The sequence below is a fragment of the Prevotella sp. AM42-24 genome, from assembly GCF_003461825.1.
Taxonomy (GTDB): domain Bacteria; phylum Bacteroidota; class Bacteroidia; order Bacteroidales; family Bacteroidaceae; genus Prevotella; species Prevotella hominis.
Map to the genome: position 1 here is coordinate 18030 of NZ_QTXV01000004.1, position 19280 is coordinate 37309.

Sequence of the window (19280 nt, forward strand, 5' to 3'; positions counted from 1 at the left end):
CCTGTGCCTGTGCCAGTACCACCTGTACCAGTGCCTGTGCCAGTACCACCTGTACCAGTGCCTGTGCCAGTACCACCTGTTCCCGTGCCTGTGCCAGTACCACCTGTACCCGTACCTGTGCCAGTACCACCTGTTCCTGTGCCTGTGCCAGTACCACCTGTACCAGTGCCTGTGCCAGTACCACCTGTTCCTGTGCCTGTGCCACCAGTACCACCTGTGCCTGTACCACCAGTACCTGTACCACCAGTACCGCCTGTGCCACCAGTACCAGAATCATCTCCTCCTCCAAGATTAGGATCTACACCCCTAAAGTCTTTCTGCAAGTAAATCTTTACAGGAAAATTCTTCTGAATCATCTCGGTAGAAGCATAAGGGAATACGTTGTTCTTAAAGAAATCTACATAGTAAGGCACTTCTGTACCTGGCACATCATCACCATAATAGAGTTTTCCCGTACCTATACCCGTCCATTTTCTGTTCAAGTCGGCAGGAGTAATATCCTTATACAGCAGATAAACACCATATTTATCATGTATTTCTTTAATATCTTCATCCCAAGAATTGTTACCTTGAGGAAATTCCATACGAAGAACGGAGTAGTTACCCGATGGAGTGATAGGATCTTCGGATGGAGTGCAAGCCGTCATTGTGATGAGGCTCGCAACTGTGATATATATAAATCTTTTCATTCTTCTGTGTTATTATCCGGGTTAGTATTATCAACTGTGAACTCAGAAGTCTCACCTATGCGCTTTGCACAAAGTGGATTCTGCTCCAGCTGATTGTTCAATTCTCGTGCTACATCAGGTATAGGGACTGTATAAAGTGGATCCTTTGCCTGAAGGGTATAGGTTGTCTTGGTAGTTGGTGTAGAATACCAAACGTGCTTGATTTCTGGCATACCCCAACGGCGCAAATCATACCAACGATGACTCTCGAAACAAAGTTCACGACGGCGTTCCTGATGTATATACTCCACCAACTTATCAATATCTGCAACATCCTCTGCCTTTGGAGCATAGTTATCAGCAAATCTCTTACTACGTAATTCTACCAAAGCTTGAAGTGCTTCCTGACTTCCATTAGCATCCACTCCAGCCTTGGCGAGCATTGCTTCTGCTTCCATATAATTGAGATATGCCTCAGAAAGACGAAGACTTCTACCAAATACACCTGTACCACCAGTAGGTCGATAACTATTATTGACCTTCAATTTACCGATAGCCAAAGGCAGCAGTTCACCAGAGAATTCTTTCCTTACGATATAACGCTGCTTACGAAGGTCACCATCCTCAAAACTGTTGAGCAGTTCATCAGAAGCACGGAAATAAGGTTTACGAGGCAAACCTGTCGTTGGGTCTTCCGTAGAATATTCTTCAACCCATCCTGCCCAATCCGATACTTTACCATAAGGGAAGATGACCTCAGAAGATTCATCATAAGAATGATAATTGGTATAGATACGTGCCACCTGACCATATTCATTCTTTTCCGTTTCTACGGTATTGAGATCAAGCAACTTGAACCGCGAATCGTTCATCACCATCTTCGCATACTTGGCAGCCTCTTCCCAGTTCTCCATATAAAGATAGGTACGAGAGAGCAGCAGTTGTACCATTGGCAGACTTGCACGGTAATCCTTCTTCCATTGTCTTGCCTCAGAAACAAGTTTAAACTGACTTTCTGCCTCCAGCAAGTCTTTGACAATTTGGTCATAGACTGCCTTCACGGTACTGCGAGCCATCGGTTTTTCCTCTACACCACTTGTTAATTTCAGAGGAACACCTAAAGCATCAGGATTCTCATTGTATGGCTGACCAAATATATTCACTAAGTTCAGATAGTAAAAGCCACGGAGCGCATAAGCCTGTCCCAGGACATAATGGATATCTTCTTCTGAACCTGTCACAGTATCAATATAATCAATGACAGCATTCACACCCTTCAGTTTACGATAATATGTATAATACATATCCGTAGAGGTTCTACCAGCCTCTTTCATCATATTAAACATATCCGGCTGCCATGTATAGGAAGCCAACAATATATCGTAATTGAAATTATCTTCAGGTAACTGATAGAGAGTTGCAGTTAAGTCGTCATCCATCAAGGAAAGAAAATAATTAAAGCCACCTATGTCGTTACGAGGATAAGCCTCGCCCAACAAGATTTCATTAAGTGAGCGCACATCCTTTGGGACAAACTCACTTGTGGATTTTGGCTCCAGGAAGTCACCGCAACTATTGAGCATCAGCATGCCTCCCAAGAGTACCATTGTATATAATTTAACTTTTTTCATGATTGTCATTTTTTAGAATGAAGCACTAAGTCCGAAAGAGAAAATGCGTGGCTGGATACTGTTACCCAACTCAGGATCAAAGCCATTCCATTTCTTGCTGGCAATGACGAAGAGATTGTTTGTACTACCACTCAAAGAGATGCTTGTAGCATGAATCTTCTGACAAATTTTCTTAGGCAGATAATAAGACACAGACAACTGATTGCAGCGGAAGAAAGAACCGCTCACAAGACGTGCTGTTGAATTTGCCCACATTTCATAACGATTGGTAAAATAGCCATCTGGTGTATAGAGATTGAGAATATCCGCTACCGAAGTATAGAGACCAGGTATGTTGGTATGCAACTCATCACCAGGCTGCTTCCATCGATTCAACAATTCCTTGCTGAGGTTGGACAGCGGACTTGGCATCTTGCCATAAGTAAAGGTAGAATATGGGTTAGGAAGGCGTTTCTTAGAACCCAAAATCAGGGCAAAGCTCGCACTTACCTGAAGATCCTTCCAGCGCACATGAGGATTGATACCTCCAGTAAAGAAAGGCTCTGATTCACCTGCATAAACCAAGAATGACAATGGATCTATTGTCTTATCCGGATTTTCAAACTCCTCTACTTGAGTACCTCTAAAGGTAGGAAGACCTGTCTCATGGTCAAGACCTGTAAAATCATAAGCCCAGAAAGAATAGAGAGAATAACCCTTACGCAAAGGGCGCTGACTGTTGCCGGCTACGAAATCACGATGGGTCAACTGGTCAACACGGGCTGTGCGATCATCCGTCTCAGTCTTGTTCCAGTTCTTGGAAGCATTAAATCCAACACTTACTACTAAGTCCTTGGTCTTGATAGGAGTGATATTCATTGTCCACTCGAGACCATGGTTGACGATGATACCACCATTGAGCTTCAATGTTCCCATACCATATTCCTCTGGTACATCTTGCTCGATAATCGCATTAGAACGTCTTCCGTAATACTCAAGACTCATCGTTACGGCTCTGAAAATTTGCATATCGAGACCGAGGTTCCAAGTCTTGGTACGTTCCCACTTCAGATAAGGGTTAGGAAGACTTGCGATGCTGGTATAGTATTCATTATAACCAGGAAGCAAACCACCATAAGAAGCTATCAATTCCGGACTGATGGAATTGACTACATTTCCCTGAATACCATATGTTGCACGGAGGTTAAGCTGGTCAAGCCACTTCACGTTGTCTTTGATAAACTTCTCTTCTGCTATCTTCCAAGAGAAACCGAACGAATAAGTAGGATCAAACTGCTTACGCTTATCCTGTCCGAAACGGTTGGAAGCATCTGAACGGATATTCATATTCATAACATAACGATTCTTCAGAGAGTAAGCAGCTGTACCAAAGAAGGATACGTAATTGGAAGTATTGTTGATACTACTCCATCCACCCTCAAAGAGACCTCTAAGAGCACCCCAACCTATAGACTGTGTACCTCCGATAGGCACAATATCCTCTGGAAGCGAAGGAGAGATCAAACTCTCACCACGCTCTGGCACATAACCCCAGACATTCGTACCCTTACCATATGTTTTGGAAGAACGCATCTCAAAACCAAACATACCATTGACACGATGAATCTCATTGAAAGTCTTGCTTGCTACCAGCTTATGCTGCATGTCAAGCGAAGTCATATTGGAATTATTATTGGTCAACTGACCGCCAAATGGCAACAGGGCTGCTTTATACAAAGCAGAACCAGGTTCAGCCTCACCTACTCCATAACCACGATAGTTGGTTTCAATGTAGGAAGTCCTTTCACCCTTATAACTTTCAGAATCGTTGGAACTATGAGCCATAGAACCCACCAACTGATAATTAAGCCAAGGAAGAAGCTGGAAATCAATATTTGCAGACACATTGAAGGTATTACCGCGGTTCTTACTATAACTGTTATCCATCTCATTGAGGACATTGTAGCCATAAGTATTGTTGGAACCGAGGGACTTGTTCAACTGATAAGTATAATATTGTTTATAGAAAGCTCGTTCACCATTTTCCTCGAAAGCAGGTACGGCACGGCTGGTATTAAGAGCATACGACTGAGGACTTACACCGCTATAGCCGTAAGAATTTCGTGAACTACCGCTAATATTAAAGGAAGCACGGATTCGCTTACTGAATTGCACACCTACATTCAGACGAGTAGTAAATTGATTTTGACTATTACCAATTTCTGTACCTTCAGAATTAGAGTAGCCAAAAGAAGCATTATAAGTTACTCTCTGAGTACCACCAGATACGCTGAGATTATGACTATGACTGAAAGAATTACGGGTCAAGAGATCAAGCCAGTCAGTATTTACAGTTTCCAATCTTTCCATCTGCTTCATAAAGTCGGCCTCGGAAATCATGTGCTTGTTAAACATAGCCATCAATCCCTCATAAGTATAAATCTGAGGAAGCGGATCACCCTGATAGCGCACACCCGCATCATACGCCTCCTTACTGAACTGAATACGCTCTTGCGAATTCATAAAATCAAATAAGTCGTAGTTAGGACGTTGACGGACAGAGAAGTTTGCTGAATAGCGGATACTGGTACGTTCTGCAGAACCCTTCTTGGTCGTGATGACAATCACACCATTAGAAGCCTTAGAACCATAGATGGCAGTAGCCGAAGCATCCTTCAACACAGTAATATTTTCTATATCCTGAGGGTTGAGCCAGGACACCTGATTACCTATCAATTCCTTCATATCAGTAGTCATCGCTGCTGTAGCATCGATAGAAATAGGGTCTTCCTGGATGACTCCATCAACAACCCAAAGAGGGTCGGTATTTCCAAGAATAGTTGCCTTACCACGAATGGTAAGCTTAGGAGCAGATCCCACACGGGAAGAAGAATTGACTACCATCAATCCTGCCACCTTACCCTGCAACATCTGGTCGATAGTCTGGTAGGCAGGCATCAGCACATCTTCACCTTTCAAAGTGGTGAAGGCACCAACCATATCCTTACGAGACAAGCGACCATAACCAGTCTCCACAACTTCAACTTCCTTCAATTGACTTGTGGCAGCAGGAATCATACTCACATTGATGGAATTGCTATTGTGGTAACGTACCACCTTCTTTTCCATTCCAAGGTAAGTGAACTCCAGGTAATATGCCTTTCCTGGCTCCATTTCAGGCATGGTAAGACTGAATTTACCATTGATGTCAGTTACGGTTGCCAATTTGGTACCTCTCACTCTTACACTTACACCAGGCAGGGGATCCTGGCTGTCATCGGTGACGACACCTTTGGCAATAACTGCAGTACGGCGAGCTTGAACAGCTCCCTTTTGGCTTGTGTTTACATTGTTTTGAGCAAAGACTGCTTGTCCAGAGGCAAGAGCAAAGCACAAAAGAGATGTATTCAAGACCATGGTGTAGTTTTTTCTCTTAGAATTCATAGTCCCTTTTGTTTTAAATTAATAATTGGCACAAAGATAGCAAATAAAGTTAAACGAGCAAAACATTTTATTACTATTTTTTGTATTTTGCACGTATTTTGTCAGTTTTTCCTGTATTTTTATACGCAAATAGAAATTTCATTGAATTAAATTTAGATTTCTATGGTCTTTTTAAAATATTTAATGATATTAATAAAAAAGTTAATTTAAAATTCCATGTAACCTTTTCTATTACTTCATCGTCTAAGTTATAAGATAACATGAGTAATAACATAAAAAGAAAGGAAAAAATTATGATTTTGAGCACAACTCCAACCATAGAAGGTCACCCTATCCGTGAATATCGTGGCATTGTGACAGGCGAAACCATCATTGGTACCAACTTTGTGAAAGATTTCTTTGCCAGTATTCGTGATGTGATTGGCGGAAGAAGCGGTTCTTACGAAAGTACCCTCCGCGAAGCTAAAGATACTGCACTCAGGGAGATGAGCCAGCGTGCTGCATCCTTAGGCTGCAACGCCATCGTGGGCATCGACCTGGATTACGAAACCGTTGGTAACAGCGGCTCCATGCTGATGGTAACTTGCAGCGGAACGGCGGTGATTATCTAAGTTCTGCATCTGAAAAAAGAACAAAACATGTCTGAACAGGGGCGGTAACCGCCTAAAAAATCGAGTTACCGCCCCTGTTCAGACATATTTTACAAGATTATAATATAGTATTAACAGGTATAAAGTAATTAAATAAATATGAAGTTGATTTTTAAATATTTTTTTATTTCTCTATTGTTCCTAAATGGGCAATTAGTTCATGCACAATCATTTAAAATCGACAGCTTAAAAGGTAAAAAATGGGAGTTGCAATTGCCAAAAGGAAAGTCTTATACTTCGAGTCTTATATTCAAAGATACGACATACACAACTAGTTTCTCCTTTAATGGACAGACTCATACTATAGAGAAGCCATACTTAATACAGCAGGAAAACGTAGAAACATTTTATGTTATTTTTCCATCAGAAGGAAAGGGTACAAAAACTTTCTCTGTTAAGTTTAAAGTTTTAGAATTTACCGACAAGTTGCTAAAATTGCAAAATACAACAACAAATGTTGTAAATACGTATTTCGCAAAATAAACAACTAGTAGATTGTAAAGTCTAAAAGTTTAGTAAGGCACGTGTGATATTTCATCAATCATCAGTATGTGACGAACGACGTTTTACTCAACTTTTAGACTTTACAGACCACTAGTAAGACAGTGCTTTTTGCAACATATTTCTCTGTTTGATATTTTTTGTTTAATAAAATTCTTAGATTCATTATTTTTTTGTATTTTTGCAGCCGAAAAGAGTTGTTAGGCAGCAAACGTATGCAGATTGCAGAATTTAGAACTGTTGCTAAATCATTACCTCTGTTGAGGTGAAAAACTCATAAATAGTTCATTTTTAGCTATTCGGCTGATTTTAGCGTAATTTTCGAAGAAAAAAGCTTATAGTATTCAAATAAAAGCATTATCTTTGTATCCGATTATCAGAGCCTTATGGCTAACTATTGTTATTAAGACATTACCATTATGCTACAAAAAATAATAGGATGCAAGCAAGAACAAAAAACGCTGTAGGATTGCTATGAATCCTCAAAACCGGAATTCGTAGCTATCTATGGCAGACGCCCACCGCTGTCTTCATCTGAACACCCTTTGAAATTTCCTACGTTTCAATTGAACAGAAGAAAACGTAAAGCAAACGTCTTTCTTATTATGATAGGCCAAGCCATGGACTTTCATTTCATAGCCAGCATCTCAATGCCAGCCATCCACGACAAGACAACTGCAAAGGTAATAAAAAGAAATAAAGACTCAACATAATCACTACTCTTCTATCTCACCAGATATTTCGCAACCAAATCTCTGAGCATCGTCTCCGGAAGATTCGACAATCCCGTCTCTTGAATCGTAGCATATTCAGGCTTGTTCTTTCCGATAATAAACTTACAGTCTCGCCCATCTATGCTTGCATACAAATGGAAGTTGCCTTTGTAAGCCTGCTCTATGCGAACATCAGTACAACTTTTGCCATCTATCTCAAAAGAAGCAGAACTGTTGTCTTTATCCTCCAACCCCCATGAAACGAGATGAGCATTTATCGCTGACTCTATGGAACTGGTCCATCTGTCCTGAACCTCATTTCGCTTGGCTATGTCACGGAATTGCCGCAGAGAATCAGCTACTTCCCTGATGATTGCATCAGCACGCCGAATGCCATTGTCCTTGGCAAACAGAATGGCATCATCGTAAAAAATATGATGCAGCTTAGACCTTACATACATACAATGACCCGTATTGGGTAAATAGCCTCCTGTATCTATAATATAAGTGAGGTCATAGGCTGGCGACAAACGCCAAAGACCCGCCTCATCCATAACAAAAGAGAAATTCTTTGTATGGTCATCCGTATTGTTGGAAAGGACATTGAACACAAGTCTGCGAAATACTTCCTGACAATCAGTCTCCGGCAAATGTAATTTTCTGCAGACAGCAATAAGTCCCTCATAGCTATCGGTTTCCGGAGAAATCGCAGCAAGGGTCTGTGTATGCAATTTCCGCTCACCATCACGGTCGAAACGCTTCGTTATGAAATTCCGGTTTCCCTCTATCTCATATAGTCTGGATGGCATCATATCTTAACCAGTTATTATTTAGTATGACGTATTCTCTGCGCTTTCTTCTCATCCTTTCTCATCAGATAAGGTGATGGAGGAAGTTCTGGAAGCACATCATTGATGGCATCAATCTGCCCCACCACCTTCAGCAAGAGGAGAAAAGTAGAAAGCGAGAGATTGCCTGCTGTTCCATTCTCAAACTTGTGGATGGTGGTCAAGCCAAGCCCCGTAAGCTCGGCAACCTCTTTCTGGGTGAGATTGCATCTCATTCTATATTCTTTGAATCTCATTCCCAGCAAGCGTACCAACTCTGGAGTAGAATATTCATATAAATCTGCCATAATCTTCTATTCATTTATCTATCATTATAATGATATTTACCCTTTATATCAGCCTTTATCTTCAATATACTGATATTTATGGTTGCAAAAATAATAAAAAGGAATGAGACTGGCAAGCTTTCAAGAAATTATTTTTTTCCTTTCTATTTTTTCTGATAAATGACGTACTTTTGATGCTCTTTTTGCACAAAGTGCCCAAAAATCACTCTATACTATGGGCACTCAATGCTCACGTGATGAGCAGTGAGTGCTCGTCTGTTGATCCATCGATGCCCATCAGACGAGCACAGACAAAGAAACGTATTTATAGGATAAGACAGACACTAACAAAGATGTCAAAAGGCATAGAAAAACATCTATACCTCAATAAATGTTTCTCTCTTATAGGATAATTTTCTATTCAACGACGTTGAACCGACATTCAAAGACGTTGAACCGCCGTTCAAAGTCGTTGAACGGACATTCAAAGACGCTGAACGAAGAATTCTCCCTGGTGCATAAACAATTTATATCAAGAGAAAAAAGTCATCTTGCTATATAAGAAAAAAAACAGCAATAGCTACTACTGAAAAGTATAGCCATTGCTGTTTTTTTATATCGTTACTATATTTATATCACTACTGCACGATCTTGAAACGAATACGCAATGAATGGGCATGCTCATCCCAATTTGTTCCGAGCAATACAAACTTACCAATCTGCGCCGTAGAACGTACATGCTTGCCAATACATGGACAAACATCGTAATCACCAATGCGTACCAGACGCAAAGTTTCACTTGCATCATCCGGCAAACGATCAATCTTAACATTCGCAGGAATATGGTCGCGATCCACAAACTCATAGGTCACAGGCATATCTTCCTCTATCAAGCGATTCATTTCCGTTTCTATCGCCTTTTCCTCCTGACGAGTTGGCTTATGATCGACAATAAAAGTCATCTTACTCTTCTTACGCTCAATATGGGCATTGCGACTACGCTCGCAACCAAACATGCGAACCATCAACTGGTTGAGCAGATGCTCAGCCGTATGAGCAGGAGGGAACTCCTCCTTGTGGTGCTGATTCAATACGAAATCAATTTCCTCCATCTTGACATTGAATTTATAAATTCTTACTCCATTGGCATCCATTGATATTGGGAACACGCCATCCTTCTTCAGTTCTACCTTCTTCTTACCACCAGAGAACAGTTCTGTGACAAGAACCTCTTCTTCCTTGATTTGGAAGAAATCGAAGGCGTGACCAGGAATGCGAACCTGCAACTGACGAGTCTCTTGAGAGAAATTGAGCACGATGAGCATCACCTCATCATCCTTCTTGCGAAGGAAAGCAAAGTTGGTACGCGGATCAAAGCCTTCAGAACCCGGATTCACATACATCAAATCAAAGGTTTCACCCTCTCGAATCGCTTTCTCCTCATTGGCGAGACGTAGAAGCTGGCGATAAGTGGCTGCCAAATACTTCTGTTCTTGGGTATATACGTCCTCTGCATTTTCCTGATAAGCATGCGTCAAAGTCTCAGGACTCCAATAATCAAATATCGTGGTGCGACCATCTCTGCCACTGAATCCTTCCTTATCCATACCCTTCTCGCCAAATTCCTGCCCGCTATAAAGCATGAAAGGATTCTTCTGGAAGAAGAGACTCATGGCTACTGCTGGAATCGCCTTCATAGCATTACCACAGAAGAAATCGCTGGCGATGCGCTGCTCATCATGATTTTCCAGGAAATAGAGCATGTGCTCGCGGATATCATCCACCTCCTGCCATTCATGAGTGATACTGGCAGCAGGACGCTCACCACGGATTACTCCACGCAGACAATCATACATACCCACCTTATCATATAGATAATCAAAACCAGACTTCACATAATTGCGATACTGACTTGGATCATAAACCTCTCCAATCACAATAATATGAGGATAACGAGCTTTCAATATCTGAGTAGCATACGACCAGAATGCAGTAGGTACCATTTCTGCCATATCACAACGGAAACCATCGATGCCCTTGCTTGCCCAATAAAGCAGGATATCTGTCATCTTGCCCCATGTACTTGGTACTGGCTCATAGTGATAACTTCTACCTCCTGCATCACAATAATCGACACCATAGTTGAGTTTCACGGTCTCATACCAGTCATTACAACCTGGGCGATTGTCAAAACGATCATTTCCCGTAGCCTTAGCCGGACTTTCTGTATATGGTTCAAAAATCTTAGAATCCTTTTCGGAAAAAGGAACCATTGCCGGTTTGGAATGACGGACTTCATTCAGGTCTAAGTCACCCCAGGCATAATAGAAATTATTCTTTGTAGAGAAGTGCATGTTCGTATCATCATCTTCTCCTAAATCTCGTACACCTGCTGGTTTGCAAATAGAATGATACTCACGGGCCACATGATTAGGCACGAAGTCCATAATGACCTTCATACCAGCCTTGTGGGTTCTGTCTATAAGACGTTCCCATTCAGTCATTCGCAAGCTTACATTCTCCGCTAAATCTGGATCAATATCATAATAGTCAGTTATAGCGTATGGAGAGCCTGCCTTTCCTTTCACCACCTCTGCGTGTTGGGTAGGAATACCATAAGATGAGTAGTTTGTTTGGGTAGCGTGACGAATAACTCCAGTAAACCAAATGTGAGTGAAACCCATATCATGTATGCGAGCCAGCACATCATCGGTAAAATTATTCAGTTTGCCGCAACCATTCTCCTCAATTGTTCCGTTCTCCTTTCGTGTGGTATTCTTATTACCGAAGAGCCTCGGGAGAACTTGATAAATTACAATTTTTTCCTTCATTTAGCGGTTCTACTAAAAATGAAACGATTTATCTTCTCGGCAACGCCTTTGCCAAGAAGATAAAACGTGGGATTATTTTTTTAAACGATTAAGCAATACCGTGAGCCGCAACAGTCTTATCGATGCGACCAATCATTCCCTGTAAAGCCTTACCTGGACCGCACTCAGTAAAGTCATCAGCACCATCTGCAATCATAGCCTGAACAGAAGATGTCCAGCGTACAGAACTTGTAAGCTGTGCAATAAGATTCTGCTGAATCTCTGCAGGATCAGTATGAGGCTTACCATCTACATTCTGATATACAGGACACTTCGGAGCAGAGAATGTTGTCTTCTCAATAGCTGCTTGAAGCTCATCCTTAGCAGGCTGCATCAATGGAGAGTGGAAAGCACCACCTACCTTCAAAGGCAAAGCACGCTTAGCACCAGCGGTCTTCAACTGCTCACAAGCTGCATTGATAGCATCTACATTACCTGAGATAACAAGCTGACCAGGGCAGTTGTAGTTAGCAGCAACAACAACATTACCCTCTGTGCTCACAGAAGTACAAATTTCTTCTACCTTCTCATCTGGCAAACCGATGATAGCAGCCATTGTACCAGGATTTGCCTCACAAGCCTTCTGCATAGCATTGGCACGAGCAGCAACAAGTTTCAAACCATCCTCGAAAGCCATAGCACCAGCAGCTACCAAAGCAGAGAACTCACCGAGAGAGTGACCTGCTACCATTGCTGGATTAAACTCATCACCCAAGCAAAGTGCAGAAATAACAGAGTGGAGGAATACAGCAGGCTGAGTAACCTTTGTTTCTTTCAACTGCTCATCTGTACCAGCGAACATAATATCAGTAATCTTGAAGCCGAGAATCTCATCAGCCTTATCGAAAAGTTCTTTTGCCAATGCGTTGTTATCGTAGAGATCTTTACCCATACCTACGAACTGTGAACCCTGACCAGGGAAAACAAATGCTTTCATTTTATTTATATTTTTAAGTTTAATATTAATATTTTCTATCAGAAATGTCGCATAACCATCTTCAATACTAAAATAGAAGATGTCATCATCGACTCAATTCGGCTGCAAAGATACAACAAAAAATCGAGACTTCGCAGAGATTAATTAAAAATTAATGGTTGTATTAACATTTCAGATAATATTGTTCTAATTTCCCATGAGATTGTTCGATAATTCGACTAACAACAATCCGAATTAATCATAGGGAAATAAAAAATCCCTTAAGTCTTTCGACAAAAGGGATTTATATTGTTTTGCTTTACAGTGCGAAAATTATCGTACTAAAAACAGAGTAGCTAAACTACTCGAAAGTTGAGTATAATTACTCAGCTGCTGGAGCCTCTTCCTCAGCTGGAGCTGCAGCAGGAGCTTCCTCAGCTGCAGGAGCAGCAACAGGAGCATTCTCAGCAACAACAACAACAGGAACCTTAACCTCAACCTCCTTGTGGTAGTGAACTGTAGCCTCGTACTCACCAACCTTCTTAGCATCCTTCATAGTGATGATCTTGCGATCAACCTCGATGCCCTTCTTAGCGAGCTCCTCAGCAACAGTAGCAGCGTTTACAGAACCATAAAGCTGACCTGTAGCGCTTACCTTAGCAGCGATAGTAAGAACGACGCCATTGAGAGCCTCGCCCTTCTTAACAGCCTCAGCCTTGATAGCCTCAAGCTTGTGAGCCTGCTGCTTCAAATCCTCAGCCAACTGCTTCTTTGCAGATGGAGATGCGATAACAGCCTTACCTGTAGGGATAAGGAAGTTACGACCGTAACCACTCTTAACATTCACGATATCGTTCTTGTATCCAAGACCGATAATATCTTGCTTCAAAATAATTTCCATTAGTCTTTATCCTCCTTAAATTACTTCATCAAATCGGTTACGTAAGGAAGCAAAGCGATCTGGCGAGCACGCTTAACAGCCTGTGCTACACGGCGCTGATACTTCAAAGATGTACCTGTGATACGACGTGGAAGGATTTTACCCTGCTCGTTCAAGAACTTCTTCAAGAACTCTGGATCCTTATAGTCGATATACTTAATACCGCTCTTCTTGAAACGGCAATACTTCTTCTTCTTTGTATCGATAGAAGGAGCGGTCAAATAACGGATTTCTGATTTCTGATCTGCCATGATTAAGCCTCCTCTTTTTTACCAAGCTTTGCACGACGCTTCTCTGCGTAAGCGGCAGCATACTTGTCAAGTTTAACAGTCATGTAACGAATTACCTTCTCGTCGCGGCGATAGCCTACTTCGAGTGTATTGATAACAGTTGGGTCAGCCTTGAACTCAATCAAGTTGTAGAAGCCTGATGTCTTCTTCTCGATGTTGTAAGCCAACTTCTTCAAACCCCAAGCCTCTTCATTCAAAATCTCAGCACCATTATCGGTGAGCAGCTTCTTGAATTTAGCGACCGTTTCCTTCATCTGTTCATCAGACAAAACGGGAGTCAAAATGAAAACGGTTTCGTATTGATTCATACTACTTTAATTAATTAAAATGTTATTATTAAATTTCTTGCTTTTCGCTAAAAAGGTATTCAAAACACCTATTTTCGCAAATTGCGGTGCAAAATTACGACTTTTTCTTGAATTAACCAAATATTTTTTGTACTTTTGCACTATAAACACCTCTCTTTTATAGTATTTTACCATTTTTAGGGAGGAAATGTGGCTTTCATCTATATAATCTATCCTATTTTATATAATATCAGCCATATAATTACTGCATTTTAAAATTTTTCAAGTCATGAAGAAATTCGGTTCTAAAATTTCAAGAAAGAAAATCCAATCATCACTCCAGGCACTTCCTTCTATGGGAATAGCCTTCGTGGTTTTGGGCATCTTGGTTTTCGCTTCTACGTTTGTTTTCAGCATCAGAAGCAACGCATTGCTGCTCACTGGTCTTTTCCTCGTCATAGCAGGATGCCTCGGTTATGTTTATTCATTAAAAAAAGGATAGATGCAGTTTTAGAGCATCTATCCTTTTATCTTTCAACCAACTAATGTTCTATTAAGCATTATTCCTGTTCTGGAGCAATCAACTTATATCCCTTACCGTGGATATTGATAATCTCGATCTGTGGATCATCCTTCAAATGCTTACGCAACTTAGTGATATAAACATCCATAGAACGTGCATTGAAATAGTTATCATCAATCCAGATAGTCTTCAATGCGAAATCACGCTGAAGTATCTCATTCGTATGAGAGCAAAGCAATGCAAGAAGTTCATTCTCCTTGGTTGTCAACTTAGTCTGCTTGTCGCGGATTGACAAGAGCTGCTTCTGAGTATCGAATGTAAACTCACCGATATGATACAATGTTGATTCCTTATTTTTCTTACCACGAACACGGCGAAGAATGGCCTCTACACGGAACACAAGTTCTTCCATAGAGAAAGGCTTAGTGATGTAATCATCAGCACCCAACTTGAAACCTTCCAAGATATCCTCTTTCAATGTCTTTGCAGTCAAGAAGATAATTGGAATCTCTGCATTAGCCTGACGAATATCCTGTGCCAAGGTAAAACCATCCTTCTTTGGCATCATCACGTCAAGGACTGCTATATCAAATTTGGTCTTTGAGAACTCCTTATAACCAGCTTCACCATCAGGGCAAAGTACAGTATCGTAATCCTTAGCCTCCAAGTACTCGCGAAGCAACATACCCAAATTCTCGTCGTCTTCACAGAGAAGAACCTTTATTTTCTCTTCCATATTCTTTATCTTTTAATTGTTAGTATTCTTAATTTATTATCTATTTTCTAATCATGAATGACAGGCAACTTAATGGTAAACTTCGTTCCCTTACCAAATTCACTTTCCACCTTAATTTCACCATCATGCAAATCAACGACTTTCTTGACATAAGCAAGTCCGAGACCGAAGCCTTTCACATCATGCACATTTCCTGTATGAACGCGATAGAACTTATCAAATATCTTCTTCAAGTTCTCTTTCTTCATTCCCATACCCGTATCTTTGATTGAGAGATAGAGGAATTTGTCATCATTCCAGGTTTTCATTGTGATATTCAAAGCCTCATCTGTTTTCCTGTATTTAACTGCATTGTCCATCAAATTGAATATTACATTCTGGAAATGAACCTCATCCACATAGATAGCCGAATCAATAGCTTCAATATCCGTATAGACCTTTCCACCTGTATGCTCTACTCTGAGTGTAAAGGAGTTGGCAATATTCTCCACCATCTCATTAAGATCTAACTCCTTCTTCTTGAACACAGCCTTCTTGCGATCAAACATACTCATCTGAAGCACTTTCTCCACCAGAAATCTCAAACGCTTGGACTCATCATTGATAACATTTCCCAAATGCTTCATCATCTGTTCACTCTTATTCACTGAATTATCATTGAGCATCTGAGCCGCCAGACTGATACTGGCAATAGGAGTTTTCAGCTCGTGGGTCATATTATTGATGAAATCATTCTTTATCTCCGTATATCGCTTCTGACGGAAAATGACTACTATCGTGAAGATAAATGTAATAAGCAAGACCAAAGTGAAAATGACACTTGGAATCATGAATCTCACACTGGAGAAGATATAGCTGTTCATATCCGGGAAATGAATCTTAACCACACCCATCTTCGATTGCGGATCATTACGGAAAAGTAATTGAGAATAACTATACTCCTCACCTTCCTCCGTATAGTCAGGACACCTGTAAACTTCACGACCATCCTGAGTCGTTACCGTAAAATGATAAGGAATATCAATGCCATTATTCATCATCTCAGCCTTCAAGTCCTGATCCAACTGCTTGAAGTTGATTCGCTCCTTCAAAGGTTTATCTGATGCCGAGTAAAGGATTGAATAAACCACCTCATCCAACAAGGCTTTCTGATAGACATATCTATTCTTGACGATTTCCTGCAAAGATTTCTGCGTCTCATCAATGGAGTTTTTGTCACTCCTCAATATCATCGCCTTTGGCATATTACCAGGATTGGTGGCTATGGTCTTCAACTCGAACGAAGAATAGATTGTACCATCCTTTCCTACTACCGAATACTGATGAGAATGCTGAATGGTTCCATCAGGCGCTCCACTACGAGTTCCTACAGAATCTTTCTTGTTGGCTCTACGCTCCGTCTCATTGACATCTTTTTCCAAATAGCGCAAAGTCTCATTAAGCTCCAGATTTCTTGAAGCTTGATATAAGGCTCTGTTGACAGACTCGTCAAACTGTTCCTTTTTCATATTCACCATTTCCTGAATATAGCTCAACTGCAGAAACAGCAAAGCAAGGAACGAAAAGCCCATAATGATTGCGATAGTCCAAATTGTTCTTTTCTTCATGGCGGCAAAGATATGAAATTTCTTAATTAGTTAACACTTTTACGTTAACAAAATCACAAGTTTTCAGCGATATTAACATTTTTAGATGTTTATAATTAAATATAAGCAACTATATACATATAAAAGCAACAAAAAAGAGGCGAACGAAATACGCCCACCTCTTTCTCCATACTTATATCATTGTTACTCTGCTTCTTTAGCCAATTCCTCCTCATGATCAGCAATCAGCTTGCTCTGGATATCATTAGGAACAAGTTCGTAACTTGCAAACTTGGTAGTAAAGGAAGCTCGACCACCGGTCAAGGAACTGAGAGAAATCGAATAGTTGGAGAGTTCCTTCAAAGGAATCTTAGCACTCAACTTCTGATAACCAGCCTCACTGTCCATACCCATAATAAGAGCGCGACGGCCTTGCAAGTCGCTCATCACATCACCCATGAAGTCTGCAGGCACATAAACTTCCAAGTCGTAGATTGGTTCCAGAATCTTAGGACCTGCCTGCTTGAATGCATCACTGAATGCACGTCGTGCAGCCAACATAAATGAAAGTTCATTGCTATCAACCGGGTGCATCTTACCATCGTAAACGATAACTCGTACATCACGTGCATAACTACCTGTCAACGGACCATGCTCCATGCAATCCATGATACCTTTCAAGATGGCTGGCATGAAACGTGCATCAATAGCACCACCGACCACAGAGTTGAGGAAAACCAACTTACCACCCCACTCTAAGTCAACTTCCTCACGGCTCTTGATATTCATCTTGAACTCCTGACCATTGAAAGTGAATGAGGTAGGATCAGGCATACCTTCTGCATAAGGCTCCACAATGAGGTGAACCTCACCGAACTGACCAGCACCACCACTCTGCTTTTTATGACGATATTCAGCACGGGCTTTTTTGGTAATAGTCTCACGATATGGAATACGAGGTTCCTCAAAGACAACATTGAGTTTCTCATTATTTTCCAAACGCCATTTCAAAGTACGAAGATGGAATTCACCCTGTCCGCGAACAATAACCTGACGCAATTCCTTGCTCTGCTCAACAATCCAAGTTGGATCCTCCTGACGCATTTTCAAGAGAGCAGCCATCAGTTTTTCTGTATCCTGAGCATTAACAGCCTTGATAGCACGGGAATATTTAGGATTAGGATATTTGATAAAGTCAAATCGCCATTCAGTATCCTTGCCATTCAGTGTATTACCGGTCTTCACATCTTTCAATTTCACTGTACAACCTATATCTCCGGCATTCAGCTGTTCTACAGCTACACGATTTGCACCAGCACAGGCATAGATCTGTCCAATGCGTTCCTTGCTGCCGCGATCAGCATTTGTCAAGTCATCACCCGTCTTCACGCAACCACTCATTACCTTAAAGTAACTTACTTCACCGATATGAGGTTCCATGCCCGTCTTGAAGAAATAAATACTTTCAGGACCATTAGAGTCAGGAACAATCTCCTCACCGCGAGTGTTATGCAATTTAGGCATATCATCAACAAAAGGAACAACATTACCCAAGAATTCCATCAAGCGGTGAACGCCCATAGACTTACCTGCACAAACACAGAAAACAGGGAAGATGCTACGAGTAACCAAACCCTTGCGGATACCTTCACGCATCTCATCTTCAGTCAAGCTCTCGCTTTCAAAGAATTTCTCCATCAAGCCCTCGTCATTTTCTGCAGCAGCTTCAACTAAAGTTTTATGCAATTCCAAAGCCTTATCCATCTCCTCTTCAGGAATATCCTCAATAATAGGAGCACCACCCTCTGGCTTCCAAGAATATTTTTTCATCAGAAGTACGTCAATGAGAGCATTAAAGCCAGAACCTGTCTCAATAGGATATTGAATCTGAACACACTTTGAACCATAGATTTCCTTCATCGTAGCGATGACATTATCGAAATCACACTTATCAGAATCCAACTGATTGACCAGGAAGATAACAGGCTTGCCCAACTTCTCTGTATAGCGGAAGTTGTTCTGAGTACCTACTTCAGGACCATACTGACCATTAATAAGGATAACAGCCTGATCGGTTACATTCATAGAAGTAATCGCACCGCCCACAAAGTCATCACTACCAGGACAATCAATGATATTAAGCTTCTTGTTGTTCCACTCAACATGAAAAACTGTAGGGAACACAGAATAGCCATATTCCAACTCAACTGGGAAGTAGTCGCTCACCGTATTCTTCGCTTCTACAGAGCCTCTACGCTTGATAACGCCTGCTTCAAACAACATACTCTCGGCAAGTGTAGTCTTGCCGCTACCCGCACTGCCCAACAGCGCAATGTTTTTAATCTCATTAGTCTTATAAACTCTCATGACGCTTATAGATTTTAAGGGTTATACATAATTGTTAGTGAGGAGAGGACACCAAGGCATCTTCT

Annotated in this window: 15 protein-coding genes and 1 pseudogene; 3 read left to right on the plus strand and 13 right to left on the minus strand. The window is 41.2% G+C overall.

Translation table 11 applies throughout. The annotated features are described in order from the left end of the window. From DW917_RS17500 to DW917_RS02310, 3 genes and pseudogenes are all read right to left on the minus strand, one after another. Positions 1–689, minus strand: a pseudogene (locus tag DW917_RS17500) (hypothetical protein); the annotation flags it as partial. Continuing rightward, positions 686–2299 carry a RagB/SusD family nutrient uptake outer membrane protein gene (locus DW917_RS02305; RefSeq protein WP_158570057.1) on the minus strand — a complete coding sequence of 538 codons (1614 nt, stop codon included), beginning with the start codon at positions 2297–2299 and terminating at the stop codon, positions 686–688. The gene DW917_RS02305 and the pseudogene DW917_RS17500, both read right to left, overlap by 4 nt. Positions 2300–2311: 12 nt before the next feature. After that, positions 2312–5722, minus strand: coding sequence for a SusC/RagA family TonB-linked outer membrane protein (locus DW917_RS02310; protein ID WP_118116112.1), 3411 nt, complete (start codon positions 5720–5722; stop codon positions 2312–2314). Between the two features lie 293 nt (positions 5723–6015). Here DW917_RS02310 and DW917_RS02315 point away from each other — a divergent pair, with 293 nt between their 5' ends. Both DW917_RS02315 and DW917_RS02320 read left to right on the plus strand, forming a co-directional pair. After that, positions 6016–6333 carry a heavy metal-binding domain-containing protein gene (locus DW917_RS02315; protein ID WP_118116257.1) on the plus strand — a complete coding sequence of 106 codons (318 nt, stop codon included), beginning with the start codon at positions 6016–6018 and terminating at the stop codon, positions 6331–6333. 138 nt (positions 6334–6471) lie between these two features. Next, entirely contained in the window at positions 6472–6855 is a 384-nt protein-coding gene (locus DW917_RS02320) for a hypothetical protein (protein ID WP_089544302.1), read from the plus strand. Between the two features lie 742 nt (positions 6856–7597). Here the strand turns inward: DW917_RS02320 and DW917_RS02325 are convergent. From DW917_RS02325 to rpsF, 7 genes are all read right to left on the minus strand, one after another. Further along, positions 7598–8398 (minus strand): type II toxin-antitoxin system HipA family toxin, encoded by an 801-nt coding sequence (locus tag DW917_RS02325; RefSeq protein ID WP_118116114.1) that lies wholly within the window; start codon positions 8396–8398, stop codon positions 7598–7600. Positions 8399–8412: 14 nt separating this feature from the next. Continuing rightward, positions 8413–8721 carry a helix-turn-helix domain-containing protein gene (locus DW917_RS02330; RefSeq protein WP_118116116.1) on the minus strand — a complete coding sequence of 103 codons (309 nt, stop codon included), beginning with the start codon at positions 8719–8721 and terminating at the stop codon, positions 8413–8415. 617 nt (positions 8722–9338) lie between these two features. Beyond that, on the minus strand, positions 9339–11531 hold the full coding sequence (locus DW917_RS02335; protein WP_118116118.1) for an alpha-amylase family glycosyl hydrolase: 2193 nt from the start codon (positions 11529–11531) through the stop codon (positions 9339–9341). 88 nt (positions 11532–11619) lie between these two features. Continuing rightward, positions 11620–12507 carry an ACP S-malonyltransferase gene (gene fabD / locus DW917_RS02340; protein WP_118116120.1) on the minus strand — a complete coding sequence of 296 codons (888 nt, stop codon included), beginning with the start codon at positions 12505–12507 and terminating at the stop codon, positions 11620–11622. 361 nt (positions 12508–12868) lie between these two features. Next, entirely contained in the window at positions 12869–13387 is a 519-nt protein-coding gene (gene rplI / locus DW917_RS02345; RefSeq protein WP_118116122.1) for a 50S ribosomal protein L9, read from the minus strand. Positions 13388–13407: 20 nt separating this feature from the next. Further along, complete coding sequence (gene rpsR, locus DW917_RS02350) at positions 13408–13677, minus strand: 30S ribosomal protein S18 (RefSeq protein ID WP_006847399.1); 270 nt, start codon at positions 13675–13677, stop codon at positions 13408–13410. Between the two features lie 2 nt (positions 13678–13679). Then, complete coding sequence (gene rpsF, locus DW917_RS02355) at positions 13680–14024, minus strand: 30S ribosomal protein S6 (protein WP_118116124.1); 345 nt, start codon at positions 14022–14024, stop codon at positions 13680–13682. Positions 14025–14292: 268 nt separating this feature from the next. Between rpsF and DW917_RS02360 the strand changes: the two genes are divergently transcribed. Next, a complete protein-coding gene (locus DW917_RS02360; RefSeq protein WP_022109848.1) occupies positions 14293–14505 on the plus strand; it encodes a hypothetical protein in 213 nt (70 codons plus the stop codon). 58 nt (positions 14506–14563) lie between these two features. On the opposite strand, the gene DW917_RS02365 is transcribed toward DW917_RS02360, so the two are convergent. The 3 genes from DW917_RS02365 to DW917_RS02375 all read right to left on the minus strand — a co-directional run bounded on the left by DW917_RS02365 (position 14564) and on the right by DW917_RS02375 (position 19215). Beyond that, on the minus strand, positions 14564–15262 hold the full coding sequence (locus DW917_RS02365; RefSeq protein WP_022109847.1) for a response regulator transcription factor: 699 nt from the start codon (positions 15260–15262) through the stop codon (positions 14564–14566). A gap of 47 nt (positions 15263–15309) precedes the next feature. After that, positions 15310–16869: a sensor histidine kinase KdpD gene (locus DW917_RS02370; protein ID WP_118116126.1), complete on the minus strand. Its 1560-nt coding sequence runs from the start codon at positions 16867–16869 to the stop codon at positions 15310–15312. Between the two features lie 183 nt (positions 16870–17052). Next, positions 17053–19215: a translation factor GTPase family protein gene (locus tag DW917_RS02375; protein ID WP_118116128.1), complete on the minus strand. Its 2163-nt coding sequence runs from the start codon at positions 19213–19215 to the stop codon at positions 17053–17055. Positions 19216–19280: the final 65 nt, after the last annotated feature.